This window comes from Streptomyces sp. TRD_SC_5 (assembly GCF_056836825.1).
In genome coordinates, this window is the sequence record NZ_JBWZZS010000001.1 from 163,985 (window position 1) to 178,500 (window position 14,516).

12 protein-coding genes are annotated in these 14,516 nt (G+C 69.1%); 6 read left to right on the forward strand and 6 right to left on the reverse strand.

What is annotated here, in order from left to right; all coding sequences use genetic code 11:
- Positions 1–71 precede the first annotated feature (71 nt).
- Together AC1P0E_RS00845 and AC1P0E_RS00850 are read right to left on the reverse strand one after the other, a co-directional pair.
- On the reverse strand, positions 72–905 hold the full coding sequence (locus tag AC1P0E_RS00845; protein ID WP_482740197.1) for a class II glutamine amidotransferase: 834 nt from the start codon (positions 903–905) through the stop codon (positions 72–74).
- Positions 906–1,106: 201 nt separating this feature from the next.
- Positions 1,107–1,493, reverse strand: a complete 387-nt coding sequence (locus tag AC1P0E_RS00850; RefSeq protein ID WP_482740198.1) for a cupin domain-containing protein — start codon at positions 1,491–1,493, stop codon at positions 1,107–1,109.
- Between the two features lie 98 nt (positions 1,494–1,591).
- Here AC1P0E_RS00850 and AC1P0E_RS00855 point away from each other — a divergent pair, with 98 nt between their 5' ends.
- Positions 1,592–2,212, forward strand: coding sequence for an L-threonylcarbamoyladenylate synthase (locus AC1P0E_RS00855; RefSeq protein ID WP_482740199.1), 621 nt, complete (start codon positions 1,592–1,594; stop codon positions 2,210–2,212).
- A gap of 117 nt (positions 2,213–2,329) precedes the next feature.
- On the opposite strand, the gene AC1P0E_RS00860 is transcribed toward AC1P0E_RS00855, so the two are convergent.
- Positions 2,330–2,734 (reverse strand): ATP-binding protein, encoded by a 405-nt coding sequence (locus tag AC1P0E_RS00860; protein WP_482740200.1) that lies wholly within the window; start codon positions 2,732–2,734, stop codon positions 2,330–2,332.
- A gap of 260 nt (positions 2,735–2,994) precedes the next feature.
- Here AC1P0E_RS00860 and AC1P0E_RS00865 point away from each other — a divergent pair, with 260 nt between their 5' ends.
- Positions 2,995–3,792, forward strand: coding sequence for a restriction endonuclease (locus AC1P0E_RS00865; protein ID WP_482740201.1), 798 nt, complete (start codon positions 2,995–2,997; stop codon positions 3,790–3,792).
- Positions 3,793–3,873: 81 nt separating this feature from the next.
- Positions 3,874–4,770, forward strand: a complete 897-nt coding sequence (locus AC1P0E_RS00870) for an RNA polymerase sigma factor SigF (RefSeq protein ID WP_482740202.1) — start codon at positions 3,874–3,876, stop codon at positions 4,768–4,770.
- 29 nt (positions 4,771–4,799) lie between these two features.
- Here AC1P0E_RS00870 and AC1P0E_RS00875 read toward each other — a convergent pair whose 3' ends face one another.
- Entirely contained in the window at positions 4,800–5,180 is a 381-nt protein-coding gene (locus AC1P0E_RS00875; protein WP_482740203.1) for an STAS domain-containing protein, read from the reverse strand.
- Between the two features lies 1 nt (position 5,181).
- Entirely contained in the window at positions 5,182–6,645 is a 1,464-nt protein-coding gene (locus tag AC1P0E_RS00880; protein ID WP_482740204.1) for a PP2C family protein-serine/threonine phosphatase, read from the reverse strand.
- Between the two features lie 316 nt (positions 6,646–6,961).
- Here AC1P0E_RS00880 and AC1P0E_RS00885 point away from each other — a divergent pair, with 316 nt between their 5' ends.
- Genes AC1P0E_RS00885 through AC1P0E_RS00895 form a run of 3 tightly spaced genes read left to right on the forward strand, consistent with a single transcriptional unit; the run spans position 6,962 to position 14,021 of the window.
- Positions 6,962–11,272, forward strand: coding sequence for a HAMP domain-containing protein (locus AC1P0E_RS00885; RefSeq protein WP_482740205.1), 4,311 nt, complete (start codon positions 6,962–6,964; stop codon positions 11,270–11,272).
- Positions 11,269–13,587: a SpoIIE family protein phosphatase gene (locus AC1P0E_RS00890; RefSeq protein ID WP_482740206.1), complete on the forward strand. Its 2,319-nt coding sequence runs from the start codon at positions 11,269–11,271 to the stop codon at positions 13,585–13,587. The genes AC1P0E_RS00885 and AC1P0E_RS00890 overlap by 4 nt, the downstream gene beginning before the upstream one ends.
- A gap of 44 nt (positions 13,588–13,631) precedes the next feature.
- On the forward strand, positions 13,632–14,021 hold the full coding sequence (locus tag AC1P0E_RS00895; RefSeq protein WP_482740207.1) for an STAS domain-containing protein: 390 nt from the start codon (positions 13,632–13,634) through the stop codon (positions 14,019–14,021).
- A 128-nt stretch (positions 14,022–14,149) separates the two neighbouring features.
- Here AC1P0E_RS00895 and AC1P0E_RS00900 read toward each other — a convergent pair whose 3' ends face one another.
- Positions 14,150–14,353 carry a cold-shock protein gene (locus AC1P0E_RS00900; RefSeq protein WP_028812747.1) on the reverse strand — a complete coding sequence of 68 codons (204 nt, stop codon included), beginning with the start codon at positions 14,351–14,353 and terminating at the stop codon, positions 14,150–14,152.
- Positions 14,354–14,516: the final 163 nt, after the last annotated feature.

Here is a 14,516-nt window from a genome sequence, read left to right on the forward strand (position 1 = left end):
GACTCAACGGGGCAGAAGACAGCTTCCCGTTACCGTGCACCCGTGCGCAGGCGCACAGCGCTCCTCCCCGGCTACACGGGTTGTGGTGCGAAGGGCAGCAGTTCGTCCGCGCCCGCCCGGACGAGGGCGCAGCTGCCCTCGGGAAGCTCGTTCCAGACGCCCGGCAGATCCCCCAGCGGCTCGGACACGATGAGACGCGTCTCGGCGGAGACACCCCGCAGAAAATCGAGGTCGGGGTGGAGTGCCCGCACGGTGTCCGCCCTGCTGCTGTAGAAGAGCGACCGCGATCGCGCCTGACTCGAGTACCGGAAGGCCCACAATCTCTCACTGTCGGTCACGGCGATGGTCATCTGGAGCGGGAATTCCACCCCGTGCTCACGCCCCACCCCTTCGACCAGCCCGGCCATCCGGGCAACGGCACCCATCGCGTCCTGATCCAGCCCCAAGGTGATCGCCAGGTAGAACATCACTTCCGAATCTGTCGACCCTTCGAGCAAGGAGTACAGCGCGGGGTCGACGGCCAGCGAAAGATCACGCCGGATCCGGTGGAAGTCGGTGATCGCCCCGTTGTGCATCCACATCCATCGGCCGTGGCGGAACGGGTGGCAATTCGTCTGCTGCACGGCTGTTCCGGTCGAGGCGCGGACATGAGCGAAGAACAGCGGCGAGCGGACGTGGTCCGCGATTTCCTGCAGGTTGCGGTTGTTCCAGGCGGGACCTGTGTCCCGGACGATGGCAGGAGTGCCCGTGTCGGATCCGTACCAGCCGATGCCGAATCCGTCACCGTTGGTCGTCTCGACCCCCATCCGCGAATGAAGGCTCTGGTCGATCAAGGAATGGGCGGGTTTGTACAGGACGTCACCGAGCATGACAGGGGTTCCCGAGTAGGCGAGCCATCGGCACATGAAGAGCAGCCCCTTCCCGTTCGACACCACCTGCGGCGCACGACGGCCGAGGCACCCCGGGGCGGACCGGCCCGGTCAGGCTCTCTCGGGGCTGCACCCCGGTGGTTCGGCCAAGGCCAGGCGCCCGCTCGGGGGCGCCAGGCGCCCCTGCCTCGTGGCGGCCTGTGCCGCGAGGGAGCGTCTTCAGACGGATGCCCCGCATCACCGGCCGGAAACAGCAGGCCCGTCGATCACCCTGTAGCCGGGGACAGACGGCCAGCGAACAGTCAGCACCACCGACTCCTCTTCCGCGTACCAGGAGTGGTCGACGCCCCGGCCCCACACCACGTAGTCCCCTTGCCGGGCCAGGAGAACCTCGCGCCCCGGAAATTCCATGCGGAAGCGCCCACTGATCAGGACCAACACGGCTGTACGTTCCTCACCCGTCACCCACTGCGCCCGCTTGTCACCCTGTGGGTGGACGCCCCACTTGATCTCGAGCGCCGCGCTGTGCCGAGGATCGGAGACGTCTTTGAAATGCCCGAGCAGCCACCCCCGGTCCAGTGCCGCGTCCCGGCCCGCGTTGCCCACGTAGACGTTGTCGTTCATGCGTCCGGAAAGTAGCAGCCGAGCACCTCGCAAGAGTCACAAGCCGCGTCTGTCCGGGCCACCTGAGCGCGGGGCTCCTGATCGCGTAGGCTCGCCGGATGGCGAAGTATTTCGATGTGCACCCCGAGAACCCTCAGCGGCGCACCATCAGCAGCGTGGCTGACAGCATCCGCTCCGGCGCGCTCGTCGCGTACCCGACGGATTCCTGTTACGCACTGGGGTGTCAGCTGGGCAATCGTGACGGCCTCAGTCGGATCCGGTCGATCCGGAACCTCGACGATCGTCACCACTTCACCCTTGTGTGCCAGGACTTCGCGCAGCTGGGTCAGTTCGTGCACGTCGACAACGACGTGTTCCGTGCGATCAAGGCAGCGACGCCCGGCAGTTACACCTTCATCCTCCCGGCGACGAAGGAGGTACCGCGCCAGTTGCTCCACCCGAAGAAGAAGACCGTCGGAGTCCGCATTCCCGACCACCTCGTCACTCAGGCTCTGCTCGCCGACCTCGGTGAGCCGCTGCTTTCCAGCACGCTGCTCCTGCCCGACGAGGAGGAGCCGATGACGCAGGGCTGGGAGATCAAGGAACGGCTCGACCACGTGGTGGACGCCGTGATCGACTCGGGCGACTGCGGCACCGAGCCGACCACGGTCATCGATTTCTCCAGTGGCGAAGCCGAGATCGTACGCCGAGGGGCGGGCGACACCGCGCGCTTCGAGTAGCCGTGTCGGTGGGCATAAGCAGCCTAGGCTTCCAGGGGACCGGGAGCCGACGCGGTGTCCTGATTCATGGCGTACATGATCTCAACTGCTTTCCAGTGGCGCGTCGGTGGGAGCGCGTCAGCGCGGCGAAGTGGGGCTGCTGGGCACAAGGGCCCAGATGCGCTTGCCGCCCGTGTGCGTTTCAACGCCCCACCCCGATGCCAGGTGGTCCAGGATGTACAGCCCGAATCCGCCAAGGTCGGCCTCGGGGTCCGGGGTTCGCTGGGCCGGCGGTTCCGGACTGGCATCGCGGACGGTCAGGCGAACGCCATCCGCTGTCGGGTTCAGGTGGAGCCACGCATCCGTACCGGCATGGCGGTGAGCGTTGGTGACCAGCTCGGAGACGAGGAGGACCACCACCTCGATGCGTTCGGGCGGCCAGCTCCACGACTCCAGCGTCTCCCGCGCGAGGTCACGGGCGTGAGCGAACGCGCCCGGCCCCTGAGCGATACGCCAGCCGCGGCCGATCACGGCGTCAGCCATCGCTCTCGCGCGGCTGTCCGTCTGGAGCTGATCACGTCCATGGGTGTCCTCGGCCGAACCTCGTGTCGTTGGGTGACAGGCTACGGGATCCGTTGCGAATACCGTTGGGATTGTCACGCCCGGCTCCTCACCGGGCCCCTCGTCAAGTCCCTTGCCCGCAGCGCCCGGTCAGGCCGCCCGGCTGTTTAAACAGGCAGGCCGGGGCAGACGGGACCCATGAGTGATCTTGACATTGCCGCATCCAGGGGTGACCGCCGCATATGACCATACCCATACGCAGGCCGGGACGCGTCCGCCGGAGGCCTGCCTTCAGCCTCCGGCAGACGGTCCTGTGCTTCGGACTCGTGGCCATTGTTCTGTGCGGTGCCGGCCTCACTGTGAAGCTTGCCGTACGAGAGGCCGACAACCGCCCGGCTGTCGCCGTAGTGGCAGCAGCCGCGGTGATCGCCGCCGGAGCGGCCCTGCGGAGCGTGCGCAGGCGGCGCGGTGCGGCCCGCGTCGCCGGCGCCGTGGTCGACGCCACGTACCGGGTCGCCGAGACCAGCACCGCCGAGAAGCAGCGCGGCCTTCCCCAAGCCACAGCCGCCCCGGTGGAGGCGGAGGTGGAGGCCGGGGTGAGCGTCCCCGTCGAGACCTTCGCGTCCACGGATTACGCCGCCATGGACCCGGCGGATTTCGAGCAGGCCATCGCCGCACTGTGCGAGCGGGACGGCTGCGAGGACGTCCACGTAGTCGGTGGAGCCGGGGACCTCGGCGCCGATGTCGTGGCCACTACACCCGACGGCCGGCGGATCGTCATCCAGTGCAAGCGCTACGGCCCCATGAACAAAGTCGGCTCCCAGGACGTCCAGCGCTTCGGCGGGACCTGCTTCGCGGTGCACGAAGCCCATGTCGCGGCCGTCGTGACCACCGGTGAGTTCACCCAACCCGCCGCCGAGTACGCCGAGCAGTGCGGGATTCTCTGCGTCGACCACACCCGGCTCGTCGCCTGGACCGACGGCACCGGATCCGCTCCCTGGGAAGAGGTGGTCGCCGGAGCCGTCGGCGATTGCCCGTGATTCTTGCCGGACGGCATGAATACAAGATTAAAGGCCGGGCACACCCTTCTGGGAACTGCGCTACCAGGGGAGGACAGAAACATGACAGCAACTTCCACACAGGCTGCCGAGACCGGTGAGATGGAGGCCACAGCCTCGTCTCCGGTCGGCTCACCGGCCGGTGTCGAGGAGCTGCCTTGGATCGAGGACGCGGGGAAAGTCGCCCCGAAGGACGCTCGAGCACTGTCGAAGCTGTTCTTCGAGCAGCTCCAGGTCCTTGAAGAGGGCACTCACGCCTACCAGTACGCACGCAACACCCTGGTCGAGATGAACCTGTCTCTGGTGCACTTCTCCGCACGCCGGTTCCGCAACCGCGGCAGCGGCGAGATGGAAGACGTCATCCAGGTCGGCACCATCGGCCTCATCAAGGCCATCGACCGGTTCGACCTCTCGCGCGAGGTCGAATTCACGAGCTTCGCCCTCCCGTACATCGTCGGGGAGATCAAGCGCTTCTTCCGCGACACCACGTGGGCCGTGCACGTTCCCCGGCGCCTTCAGGAACTGCGCGTCGAACTCGCCAAGGCCAAGGAAGGCCTTGTCCTCGACCTCGGCCGCGAGCCGACCGTCAAGGAACTCGCCGAGCACCTGAAGTTGAGCGAGGACGAGGTCATCGAGGGCATCGTCGCCTCCAACGGCTACACGGCCGGCTCCCTGGAGACACCCAACGACGGTGGTGACAGCGGCCAGGGCGACTCGGCCCGTACCGTCGCCGACGTGCTGGGCGAACCGGATCCCGCCATGGAAACGGTGGAAGACCTGCACACACTGGCCCCGCTCCTGAGCCGGCTCGACGCGCGGGAGCGACGCCTCATCGAGATGCGCTTCGGCCAGGAGCTGACACAGTCCCAGATCGGCGCCCACCTCGGCGTCTCGCAGATGCAGGTCTCCCGCCTGCTCGCCCGTACGATCGCCAAGCTCCGCGAGGGCATGCTCGCCTGACGACCCCGGCAGGCGGGGGCCGCCGCGGACTACGGACCGGCCGCCGGGCCATGCGTCGCACAGTGCGCGCTCATGGCCGCGGCGGCGTCCGCATGGGCGGGCATCAGCTGGCTGACGCCGGTGAGGTCCAGGAGCCGGGTCAGCCGGTCGGGCACCGCGGCGAGGGCGAGAGACCCGCCTGTTTCCTTGGTGCAGCGCAAAATGCCGATCAGCGCGTTGAGACCCGACGAGTCGCAGAAGGCGACCGGCGCCAGGTCCAGGATCAGATGCAGGTTGCCCTGCCGGTTCAGTTCCAGGGCGCGGTCGCGCAGGTCCGGAGCAGTGCCGAAGTCGATTTCGCCCGCGACGGTGAGCACGGCGACGGCGCCGTCGAACTGCTGGACGGTGAAGGTGAGGCTGCGGGGCACCACGTCAGTCCTTCTGGCCGGCGGCGCCGGCTGCGTCGACAGGGGCAGGCACCCCGGCGGTGCGAGCGGTCGCGCTCGCACCGGGGCGTCCCGAGACCTGGGTTGTGGGTACGGACAGGGCCAGCAGAGCGACGTCGTCCCCGACGTCCTGCGGAAGATCGTGTATCAGGGCCACGGCGTCGTCGACCAACGCGGTGGCGTCCGCCGGGCCGGTGCGCCGGGAGAGGAAGTCCGCCACGCCGCTTTCTCCGAGCATCGTTCCGTCGGCGAGCCGGGCCTCGGTGAGCCCGTCGGTGTACAGCAGCAGTCCCTGGCCGGGCCCGAGGTGGAAGGTGCGCGAGGTGAACACGGCGTCCTCGAAGGCGCCGACGAGCATCCCGCCCTTGATGTGTACGGGCTCCACGCGCACTCCCCCGCCCGGCCGCGTGTGGAGGCGGTAGGCGGGCGGGTGCCCGCCGGAAGCCACGGTGACGTCGAATCCGGCGTCCGCCGCCGGTTCGAGGAATCCGAACACACAGGTGCAGAAACGGCTGCCGGTCGCAGCGTCCAGGAGCAGCGCCGCGTTCAGCGCGGCCAGTACCGCTTCGGGCTCCTTGTGGTGCTGGGCGGCCTCGCGCAGCGTGTAGCGCGTCAGAGAGGTGACGGCTGCCGCCGCTGCGCCCTTGCCGCACACGTCGCCGAGGAAGAACGCCCATCGCGCTCCCCCGAGCGGGAACACGTCGTAGAAGTCGCCGCCGACGTCCTGCGGGGAGGCCGTCTGATAGTGACAGGCCAGTTCGAGTCCGGGCACCGCCGGCAGCGCCGGAGGCAGCAGCGTCCGTTGCAGCGTCGAAGCGAAGGCCTCGAGGGATGCCTTGTCCCGCTCGGCCCGCGTCCGGGCTGTCTGCTCGGCCGTGCGCCACTCCCGCTCCGTACGTACCGCGCGCAGCGCCGAGAGCCTCAGCTCCATCTCGTCCAGGACGATCGCGGCCAGATCCTCCAGGGTCGCCCGATCCGCCTCGCTGATCACGCGGGGCCGGGTGTCCAGGATGTTCACGGTGCCCAGCCGGTGCCCGTCGGGCGTGGTGATCGGGGCGGCGGCGTAGAAACGTACGCCCATCGCCCCGGCGACCAGCGGGTTGGAGCACGCCACGGGGTCTGCGAGCGCGTCGGGAATGACCGTCGTGCCGTCGGCGAGGATCGCCGAGGCGCAGAGCCCCGGATCACGGCCGATCTGGCTGACCCCCTCCATTCCCGCGGCCGCCTTGAACCAGATCCGGTCACTGTCGACGATCGTCACCGTCGCCACCGGGACGCCGAAGAGCCGGGCCGCCAGCGCCGCCACCCGGTCGAACGCGCCGTCAGGGGGTGTGTCGAGGATGTCGTAGCGCCGCACCGCCTCCATGCGGGCCGCCTCCCGCTCCGCGCCGGGTGCGAGTGCCCGGCGTACTGCCCCTCCCGGCGCAGGCGCCGGTACCGATGCTGGCATCCCCTCGAACTCTTTCCGTCCCGCCGGCCTCCGTACGTCCGACGACACCGGCGACCCTACGCCAAACGAGGTTTTCACGGTCCGCCGCGCGGTGTACTGACCAGGGCGCGCGAAGGCCTGCCCAGCAGTGGGTTTTGGTCATCGTCCCGGCGTACAAAACCCCACTACGGACCGACAACGCACCAGAATGCTTGCCGGATGGCAACTATGGCAGTATGAGCCCGGCCGCATATCCGGACCATCAGCTGCGTTTCTCACGGCCGGTCCCATGTCGGCCGGTTCGCGCGGGCTTGCAAAATGAGGGGCGGGAATCACGATGACTGTGGGCCAGGGGCCGGGGAAGCGTGCCACGGCGCGTGTGCGTGACAGCGCCAGGGGCAGTGCGCCGGGCGCCGTCGGGGAGCCGGAGCTGCGGCAGTTGCTCGCCGGGCTCACCGCCGTACGCGACGGTGATTTCGGTACGCGGCTGCCCGCCGACAGTGACGGGCTCCTCGGTGAGATCGCCACCGTCTTCAACGGCATGGTCGACCAGTTGTCGCTGTTCACCTTCGAGGTGACGCGGGTGGCACGCGAGGTCGGCACCGACGGCAGGCTGGGCGGCCAGGCGCACGTGCCCGGAGTGGACGGTACGTGGAAGGACCTCACGGACTCCGTCAACGCCATGGCCGGCAACCTCACCACCCAAGTGAGGGACATCGCCCAGGTGGCGACCGCCGTGGCCAGGGGCGACCTCTCCCAGAAGATCACCGTGGATGCCCGCGGGGAGATCCACGCGCTGAAGAAGACCATCAACACCATGGTCGACGAGCTGTCCGCGTTCGCCGACGAGGTGACCCGGGTGGCCCGCGAGGTCGGCACCGAAGGCAGGCTGGGCGGCCAGGCGCAGGTCCCCGGAGTGGGTGGTACCTGGCGCGACCTCACCGATTCGGTGAACTTCATGGCCGGCAACCTCACCGCGCAGGTCCGGTCGATCGCCCAGGTCGCGACCGCCGTGGCGCAGGGCGACCTCACCCGCAAGATCGACGTGAACGCGCGCGGCGAGATCCTCGAACTCAAGACCACCATCAACACCATGGTCGACCAGCTCTCCTCCTTCGCCGCCGAAGTCACCCGAGTGGCCCGCGAAGTCGGCACCGAGGGACGCCTCGGCGGCCAGGCGGACGTCCAGGGCGTCTCGGGTACGTGGAAGGACCTCACCGAGTCCGTGAACGTCATGGGCGACAACCTGACCGCGCAGGTCCGGTCCATCGCCCAGGTCACGACCGCCGTCGCCCAGGGCGACCTCACCCAGAAGATCCGGGTCGACGCGCGCGGCGAGATCCTGGAACTGAAGGAGACCATCAACACGATGGTCGACCAGCTCTCCGCGTTCGCCGACGAGGTGACCCGGGTGGCCCGCGAGGTCGGCACCGAAGGCAATCTGGGCGGCCAGGCCACCGTGCGCGGTGTGTCGGGCACCTGGAAGGACCTCACCGACAACGTCAACGTCATGGCGTCCAACCTCACCAGCCAGGTGCGGTCCATCGCCCAGGTCGCCACCGCGGTGGCACGGGGCGACCTCTCCCAGAAGATCACCGTCGAGGCGAAGGGTGAAGTCGCGGCCCTCGCCGGGGTGATCAACACCATGGTCACCACACTCTCCGCTTTCGCGGACGAGGTGACGCGGGTGGCCCGCGAGGTCGGCACCGAGGGAATCCTCGGCGGTCAGGCGCAGGTGCCGAACGTGGCGGGCACCTGGAAGGACCTGACGGAGAACGTCAACTCCATGGCGAACAACCTCACCGACCAGGTCCGCAACATCGCGCAGGTGACCACGGCCGTCGCCCGGGGCGATCTCACCCGCAAGATCGACGTGGACGCGCGCGGCGAGATCCTGGAACTCAAGACGACCATCAACACCATGGTCGACCAGCTCTCCTCCTTCGCCGCCGAGGTCACCCGAGTGGCCCGCGAAGTCGGCAGCGAGGGGCGCCTGGGCGGACAGGCCGAGGTCGAAGGCGTATCCGGTACGTGGAAGCGCCTGACGGAGAACGTCAACGAGCTGGCGGGCAACCTCACCAGACAAGTGCGCGCCATCGCCGAGGTCACCGGCGCCGTGGCCGAGGGCGACCTCACCCGTTCCATCACGGTGGACGCATCCGGCGAGGTCTCGGAGCTCAAGGACAACATCAACTCCATGGTGGAGTCGCTGCGCGAGACCACCCGGGCCAACCAGGAACAGGACTGGCTCAAGACCAACCTCGCCCGCATGTCCGGGCTGATGCAGGGCCGGCGCGACCTCAAGGTCGTGGCCGAGCTCATCATGGACGAACTGACCCCGCTCGTCGGCGCGCAGTACGGCGGTTTCTACCTGGCGCAGGACCACGACGGAGTCAGCGAGCTGGAGCTCATCGGCTCGTACGGCCACCCTGGCGACACCGGCGATCCGGGGCGCCCGGTGCGCTTCCGCCTCGGCCAGTCACTGGTCGGCCAGGCCGCGCGCAGCCGCCGTACGATCGCGATCGAGGAACTGCCGCCCGGTTACATCACCATCTCCTCGGGACTGGGGTCCACCGACCCCGCCAGCCTGATCGTGCTGCCCATCGTCGTCGAGGGCCAGGTCCTCGGCGTGATCGAGCTCGCCTCGGTCACCGCTTTCACCCAGGTGCACCGCGGTTTCTTGGACCAGTTGATGGAGACGGTCGGGGTCAACGTCAACACCATCGTGGCGAATGCCCGTACCGACGAACTGCTCGGCGAGTCGCAGCGCCTGGCCGCCGAGCTCCAGGCCCGTTCCGGGGAGCTCCAGGTACGTCAGGAGGAGTTGCAGAACTCCAACGCGGAACTGGAGGAGAAGGCCGCTCTGCTCGCCTCGCAGAACCGCGACATCGAAACGAAGAACCTGGAGATCGAGCAGGCACGCCAGGAACTGGAGGAGCGCGCCCGGCAGTTGTCGCTGGCCTCCAAGTACAAGTCGGAGTTCCTGGCCAACATGAGCCACGAGCTGCGCACCCCGCTCAACAGCCTGCTGATCCTCGCCCAGCTCCTGTCGCAGAACCCCACCCGTAACCTCACCCCCAAGCAGGTGGAGTACGCCGGCATCATCCACTCGGCGGGTTCGGACCTTCTCCAGCTCATCAACGACATCCTCGACCTGTCGAAGGTCGAGGCCGGGAAGATGGACGTCAGTCCCGAGCGCGTGCCGCTGCGCCGCCTGCTGGACTACGTGGAGGCGACCTTCCGGCCGATGACCGCCCAGAAGGGACTCGACTTCCGTATCAGCATCGCTCCGGGAGTCCCCACCGACCTGATCACCGACGACTCCCGGCTGCGGCAGGTCCTGCGCAATCTGCTCTCCAACGCGGTCAAGTTCACCGAGGAAGGGGCCGTCGAGCTGCGGATCGCTCCCGCCGCCGAGTCCGACCTGCCCTCGCATGTACGCGAGTACGGTCAGGCCCTGTCCATCCGCGTCCTGGACACCGGCATCGGCATCGCCGAGCCGCAACTCGAAGCGATCTTCGGTGCCTTCCAGCAGGCCGACGGCACAACCAGTCGCAAGTACGGTGGTACTGGCCTCGGGCTGTCCATCAGCCGGGAGATCGCCCACCTCCTCGGCGGAGCCATTCAGGCGACGAGCACCCTCGGCGAGGGCAGCGCGTTCACCCTCCTGCTCCCTGTGGCACGGTTCGAGGAGCGCGAGCCGGCCGGGGACGAGGACACGCAGCAGCAGCCGGCGGTGTCCGCACCCCACCTCGTCCCCGCACAGCGGCGCCTGCTGGTCATAGAGGACAGACCGCGCGGTCTTCTCTCCCTGGTCGCCGAGAGCGCGGTGGCCGAACTGGCGGAGAACCACAGCGTCGCCGACGCCCGCGGGCCGGTGCGTCTGCACACCGCCGTGGGCCCGGAGGAGGCGGCCACCGCACTCGCCGCGGAGCCGTGCCACTGTGTCGTCCTCGGCCTGGACATGCCGGACGGCGCGGCCATGCACTTGCTGGAGGCGCTGAACGGTGACCCGGCCCTGCGTCAGGTCCCGGTCCTCGCCCACCACACGCGCCGCCTGGACCAGCAGCAGGAGCGCCGGCTGCACGAACTCGCCCGTATGAAGCCGCTCGAGCTGTTGCCCAGTCTCGACGAACTGCGTGAGCGGATCGCCCTGCATCTGACGGCCGAGCGGCCGTCCGACGTGCTGCCCCTTGCGCGGTCGGCGGCTTCCGCCGTGCATGCGGTCTCCCAGCCGGGGCATGACGAAGGTCCGGCCGGCCAGCTGTCGGGGCGGGTGGTCCTGGTCGTCGATGACGACGCCCGCAACGTGTATGCCCTGACCGGGATCCTGGAGACGCACGGCATGGAGGTTCTGCACGCCGACAACGGCCGCAAGGGGCTGGAGGTTCTCGCCCGGCACGACCACATCGAGCTGATCCTCATGGACGTGATGATGCCCGAGATGGACGGTTACGCCGCGACAGCCGCGATCCGGGCCATGCCGGAGTACGCGGACCTCCCGATCATCGCCGTAACGGCCAAGGCCATGGAGGGCGACCGGGAGAAGAGCCTGGCCGCCGGGGCCAACGACTACATCACCAAGCCGGTCGACGCGGACGTGCTTGTGGCCTGCATGATCCGCCGGCTGAACCGGTCACCTCGGTGACCGGGGACAACCAGCGGCTCGAAGCGCTCGCCGCCACCGTCGAGCAGCTGCGCCTGGACCTCGTCCTCGCGCAGGAGTCCGCCGACGCCCGCGCCCTGATCGGGATCGCCACGGGAATTCTGGTCGAGCGGGGTTACGGCGGACCGACGGAGGCCGCCCAGCACTTGGAGTCGCTGGCGGAAGCCGCCCGGCTTCCGCTGCTGGAGCTGGCGGCCGACGTCGTCAACGCCGCGTCCGACGACGCCGTCACCGACGTGCTGCCTCCGGCCGTGGCGAACACGGACAAGCAGGGCGCCGCGGGAGCGGTGCTGCGGCTGCGGGCCGCCGAGGCCGGCTCACTGTCCAGCGATCCGCAGTCCGCGGCGGAGGCACTGCTCGACCAGGCGCTCGTCCCGCTCGGCGCGGATGCGCTTGCCCTGTGGGCGGCGGGGCAGGACGGCGCCCTGGTCCTCGCGGGGCACGCCGGATTCCCGCGCGGGGAGGCCGAACGGTGGAGGTACGTCCCACCGGGCGTCTCCACCCTCGCGCAGCGGGTCCTGACCGAACGCAAGCCTCAGTGGTACGGCACCCTGCCCGCCGGTGCGCTCGGCATCGGACAGCGCCGCGGCGGCGGGGCCCGGGCGGTGCTGCCCGCCGAGAGCTCCGGCCGCATCTTCGGCGTACTGGAGGTGTGCTGGCCGCATCCGCAGCCACCGCTCACCCCTGCCACCACCCGGCAGCTCGACGCGCTGGCCGACCTGTGTGCCCACACCCTGCCGGGCGCGGACCTGTGGGGAAACAGCGCGGACAGCCACCCGGACGACGCCATGAGCGCGCTGGGGGACCTCGCCGACGGGCTTCTCGATCCGGCACTGGTACTGCGGCCGCTGATCGACGGTCAGGACGCGGTGTCCGACTTCCGCATCGCCCATACCAACGCTCACTTCGCCGACCTGGCCGGGCGCCCCCGCGGCGCGGTCACCGGCATGAGCCTCCTGGAGGCGTACCCGCTGACCGCCCGCGAGGGCGGCCTGTACGAACATGTGCTGCGGGTCCACGCCACGGGCGAGCCCTTCCGCTCCGAGCGGATGGCCCTCGGTGCGCTGGTGGCCGACGTACCACTCAGCACGTTCGCCTCGGTGGGCATGGCCCGGTTCGGCGACAGCGTTCTGCTGACCTGGCGGGTCGAGAGCGAAACGGCCAGGCTGGCCGAACTGCTCCAGCACGCGCAGCGGCTGGGACGTATCGGAGGCTTCGAGGAGAACACGGTCAGCGGGCAGATCATCTGGAACAGCCAGCTGTTCTCCCTCTTCGGACTGCCGCCCACCTCGTCCCCCGTCCCGCTCGAAAGACTGCACAAGCACGCCCACCCGGACGACTCGGTGGCCATCGGACGCTTCCTGCGCACGCTGCTGCACCACCGTCATTCCGCCTCCACCTCGTTCCGGCTGCAACGGGCGGACGGCGTGGTGCGCCACATCCGTATCGTCGCCGAACCCGTCACCGGCCCTGCCGGGCAACTGGTCGCGATCCGCGGTGCCTACCAGGACGTCTCCTCCCAGCACTGGACCGAGGTGGCCCTGGCCGCCACCCGCGACCGGCTCGCCGACTCGGAGCAGCAGTCCGCCGAACGCAACCGGCTCGCTCTGCAGCTCCAGCAGGCGATCATGCCTCCCTCTCCCCCGGCGGTCGACACGTCCGGGCTGCGCGTGGCGGTGCGGTACCGGCCGGCCGAGGAAGGCCACCTGGTGGGCGGCGACTGGTACGACGCGGTCGTGCTGCCCACCAGGATGGTGCTGCTGGCGGTGGGCGATGTCGCCGGGCACGGCATCAAGGCGGCGACCGGCATGGTCGTACTGCGCAACGCCCTTCGGGGCCTGGCCGCGACCGGAGCCGGGCCGGCCCAGCTGCTGGGCTGGCTGAACTCGGTGGCCCATCATCTGACCGAACAGGTGACGGCCACGGCGATCTGCGGCATCTACGACCCCGGGACCGGGCAGCTGCGGTGGGCGCGCGCGGGGCACCCCCCGCCCGTTCTGGTCCGCGGCGGCGAGGCCACTGCCCTGCCGTTGCCCGGCGGAATCCTGCTCGGGGCCATGGCGGACGCCACGTACGAGGAACACCTCGTCACGCTGGACGGCGATGACCGGCTGCTCATGTACACCGACGGGCTGATCGAGCGGCGCGACCTGTCGGTGCAGCAGTCACTGGAACACCTGCTGTCCATCGCCCAGGAGCCGGCTCCGGAACTCGACAAGTACCTGGACCGGCTGCTGACCCACAGCCGTTCGGACACCGACGACGACACGTGCCTGATCGGCGTGCACGTGAGATGACCCGGACTCCCCTACTCTCATTCCACTTTCACGAGGCAGGAAATATGTCCCCCGAGCCTGACAACCTGAACGTCGAAGTCACGATCCACGATGCGAGCACGGCCGTCCTGAGGGTCGGCGGCGAGCTGGACTTCGACACCGCGACGCTGCTGCACACCCATCTGGCCAACCAGCTCCATCACGGGCGCCTTCACCTCGTACTCGACCTTTCGGGCCTGGACTTCATGGACTCGTCAGGCCTCAACACCGTCATCAAGGCGACACGTGAGACGCGCCAGGCCAACGGGAACCTGCACCTCGCCGCCCCCACGCCCACGGTCCACCGGCTCCTGGAGATCACCGGCATGAACGCGGCCACGCCGATCCACGCGAGCGTCGACGACGCCCTGAAGGCCGCGGACTCGGCCGGCCCGGCAAGAGGATCCGATACGTAAGCGTTTCACGCCCCCGCTGCCCAGCGGTTGTGCGGCCCACCGTTTCGGTCCGGGGCGGTGGGCTCCCGGCCGACAAGGCCCCCCGGAGCTCGGGCTCCGGGGGGCCTTGCGTACGTACCGTCGTCGGATCAGGCGACCGTGATGTTCTCCGCCTGCGGGCCCTTCTGGCCCTGCGTGACGTCAAAGGTGACCGTCTGGCCTTCCTGAAGCTCACGGAAGCCGGAGGAGTTGATGTTGGAGTAGTGCGCGAAGACGTCCGGGCCGCCGCCGTCCTGGGAGATGAAGCCGAAGCCCTTTTCGGAGTTGAACCACTTGACGGTTCCGCTGGCCATGCTGGTGCCTCTCAGTCGATATCGGATCCGCACCGCGCGGACCCGGAGGTGGTCGCCCTGGTCCTTGGCACTGCACAGCAAAGCGCCCACGCCATAGCGCGGGCAGGAACTGCGAACCACGACATCTGCCAGCGACGCTACACGCCGAAGCGGCCGCTCACCA

Excerpts from the sequence above, each read along its gene's own strand:
- AC1P0E_RS00870 (WP_482740202.1), top strand. The coding sequence starts at position 3,874 with ATGACAGCAACTTCCACACAGGCTGCCGAGACCGGTGAGATGGAGGCC.
- AC1P0E_RS00900 (WP_028812747.1), bottom strand. The coding sequence starts at position 14,353 with ATGGCCAGCGGAACCGTCAAGTGGTTCAACTCCGAAAAGGGCTTCGGC.
- AC1P0E_RS00855 (WP_482740199.1), top strand. The coding sequence starts at position 1,592 with ATGGCGAAGTATTTCGATGTGCACCCCGAGAACCCTCAGCGGCGCACC.
- AC1P0E_RS00895 (WP_482740207.1), top strand. The coding sequence starts at position 13,632 with ATGTCCCCCGAGCCTGACAACCTGAACGTCGAAGTCACGATCCACGAT.
- AC1P0E_RS00860 (WP_482740200.1), bottom strand. The coding sequence starts at position 2,734 with ATGGCTGACGCCGTGATCGGCCGCGGCTGGCGTATCGCTCAGGGGCCG.
- AC1P0E_RS00865 (WP_482740201.1), top strand. The coding sequence starts at position 2,995 with ATGACCATACCCATACGCAGGCCGGGACGCGTCCGCCGGAGGCCTGCC.
- AC1P0E_RS00850 (WP_482740198.1), bottom strand. The coding sequence starts at position 1,493 with ATGAACGACAACGTCTACGTGGGCAACGCGGGCCGGGACGCGGCACTG.
- AC1P0E_RS00880 (WP_482740204.1), bottom strand. The coding sequence starts at position 6,645 with ATGCCAGCATCGGTACCGGCGCCTGCGCCGGGAGGGGCAGTACGCCGG.
- AC1P0E_RS00845 (WP_482740197.1), bottom strand. The coding sequence starts at position 905 with ATGTGCCGATGGCTCGCCTACTCGGGAACCCCTGTCATGCTCGGTGAC.
- AC1P0E_RS00885 (WP_482740205.1), top strand. The coding sequence starts at position 6,962 with ATGACTGTGGGCCAGGGGCCGGGGAAGCGTGCCACGGCGCGTGTGCGT.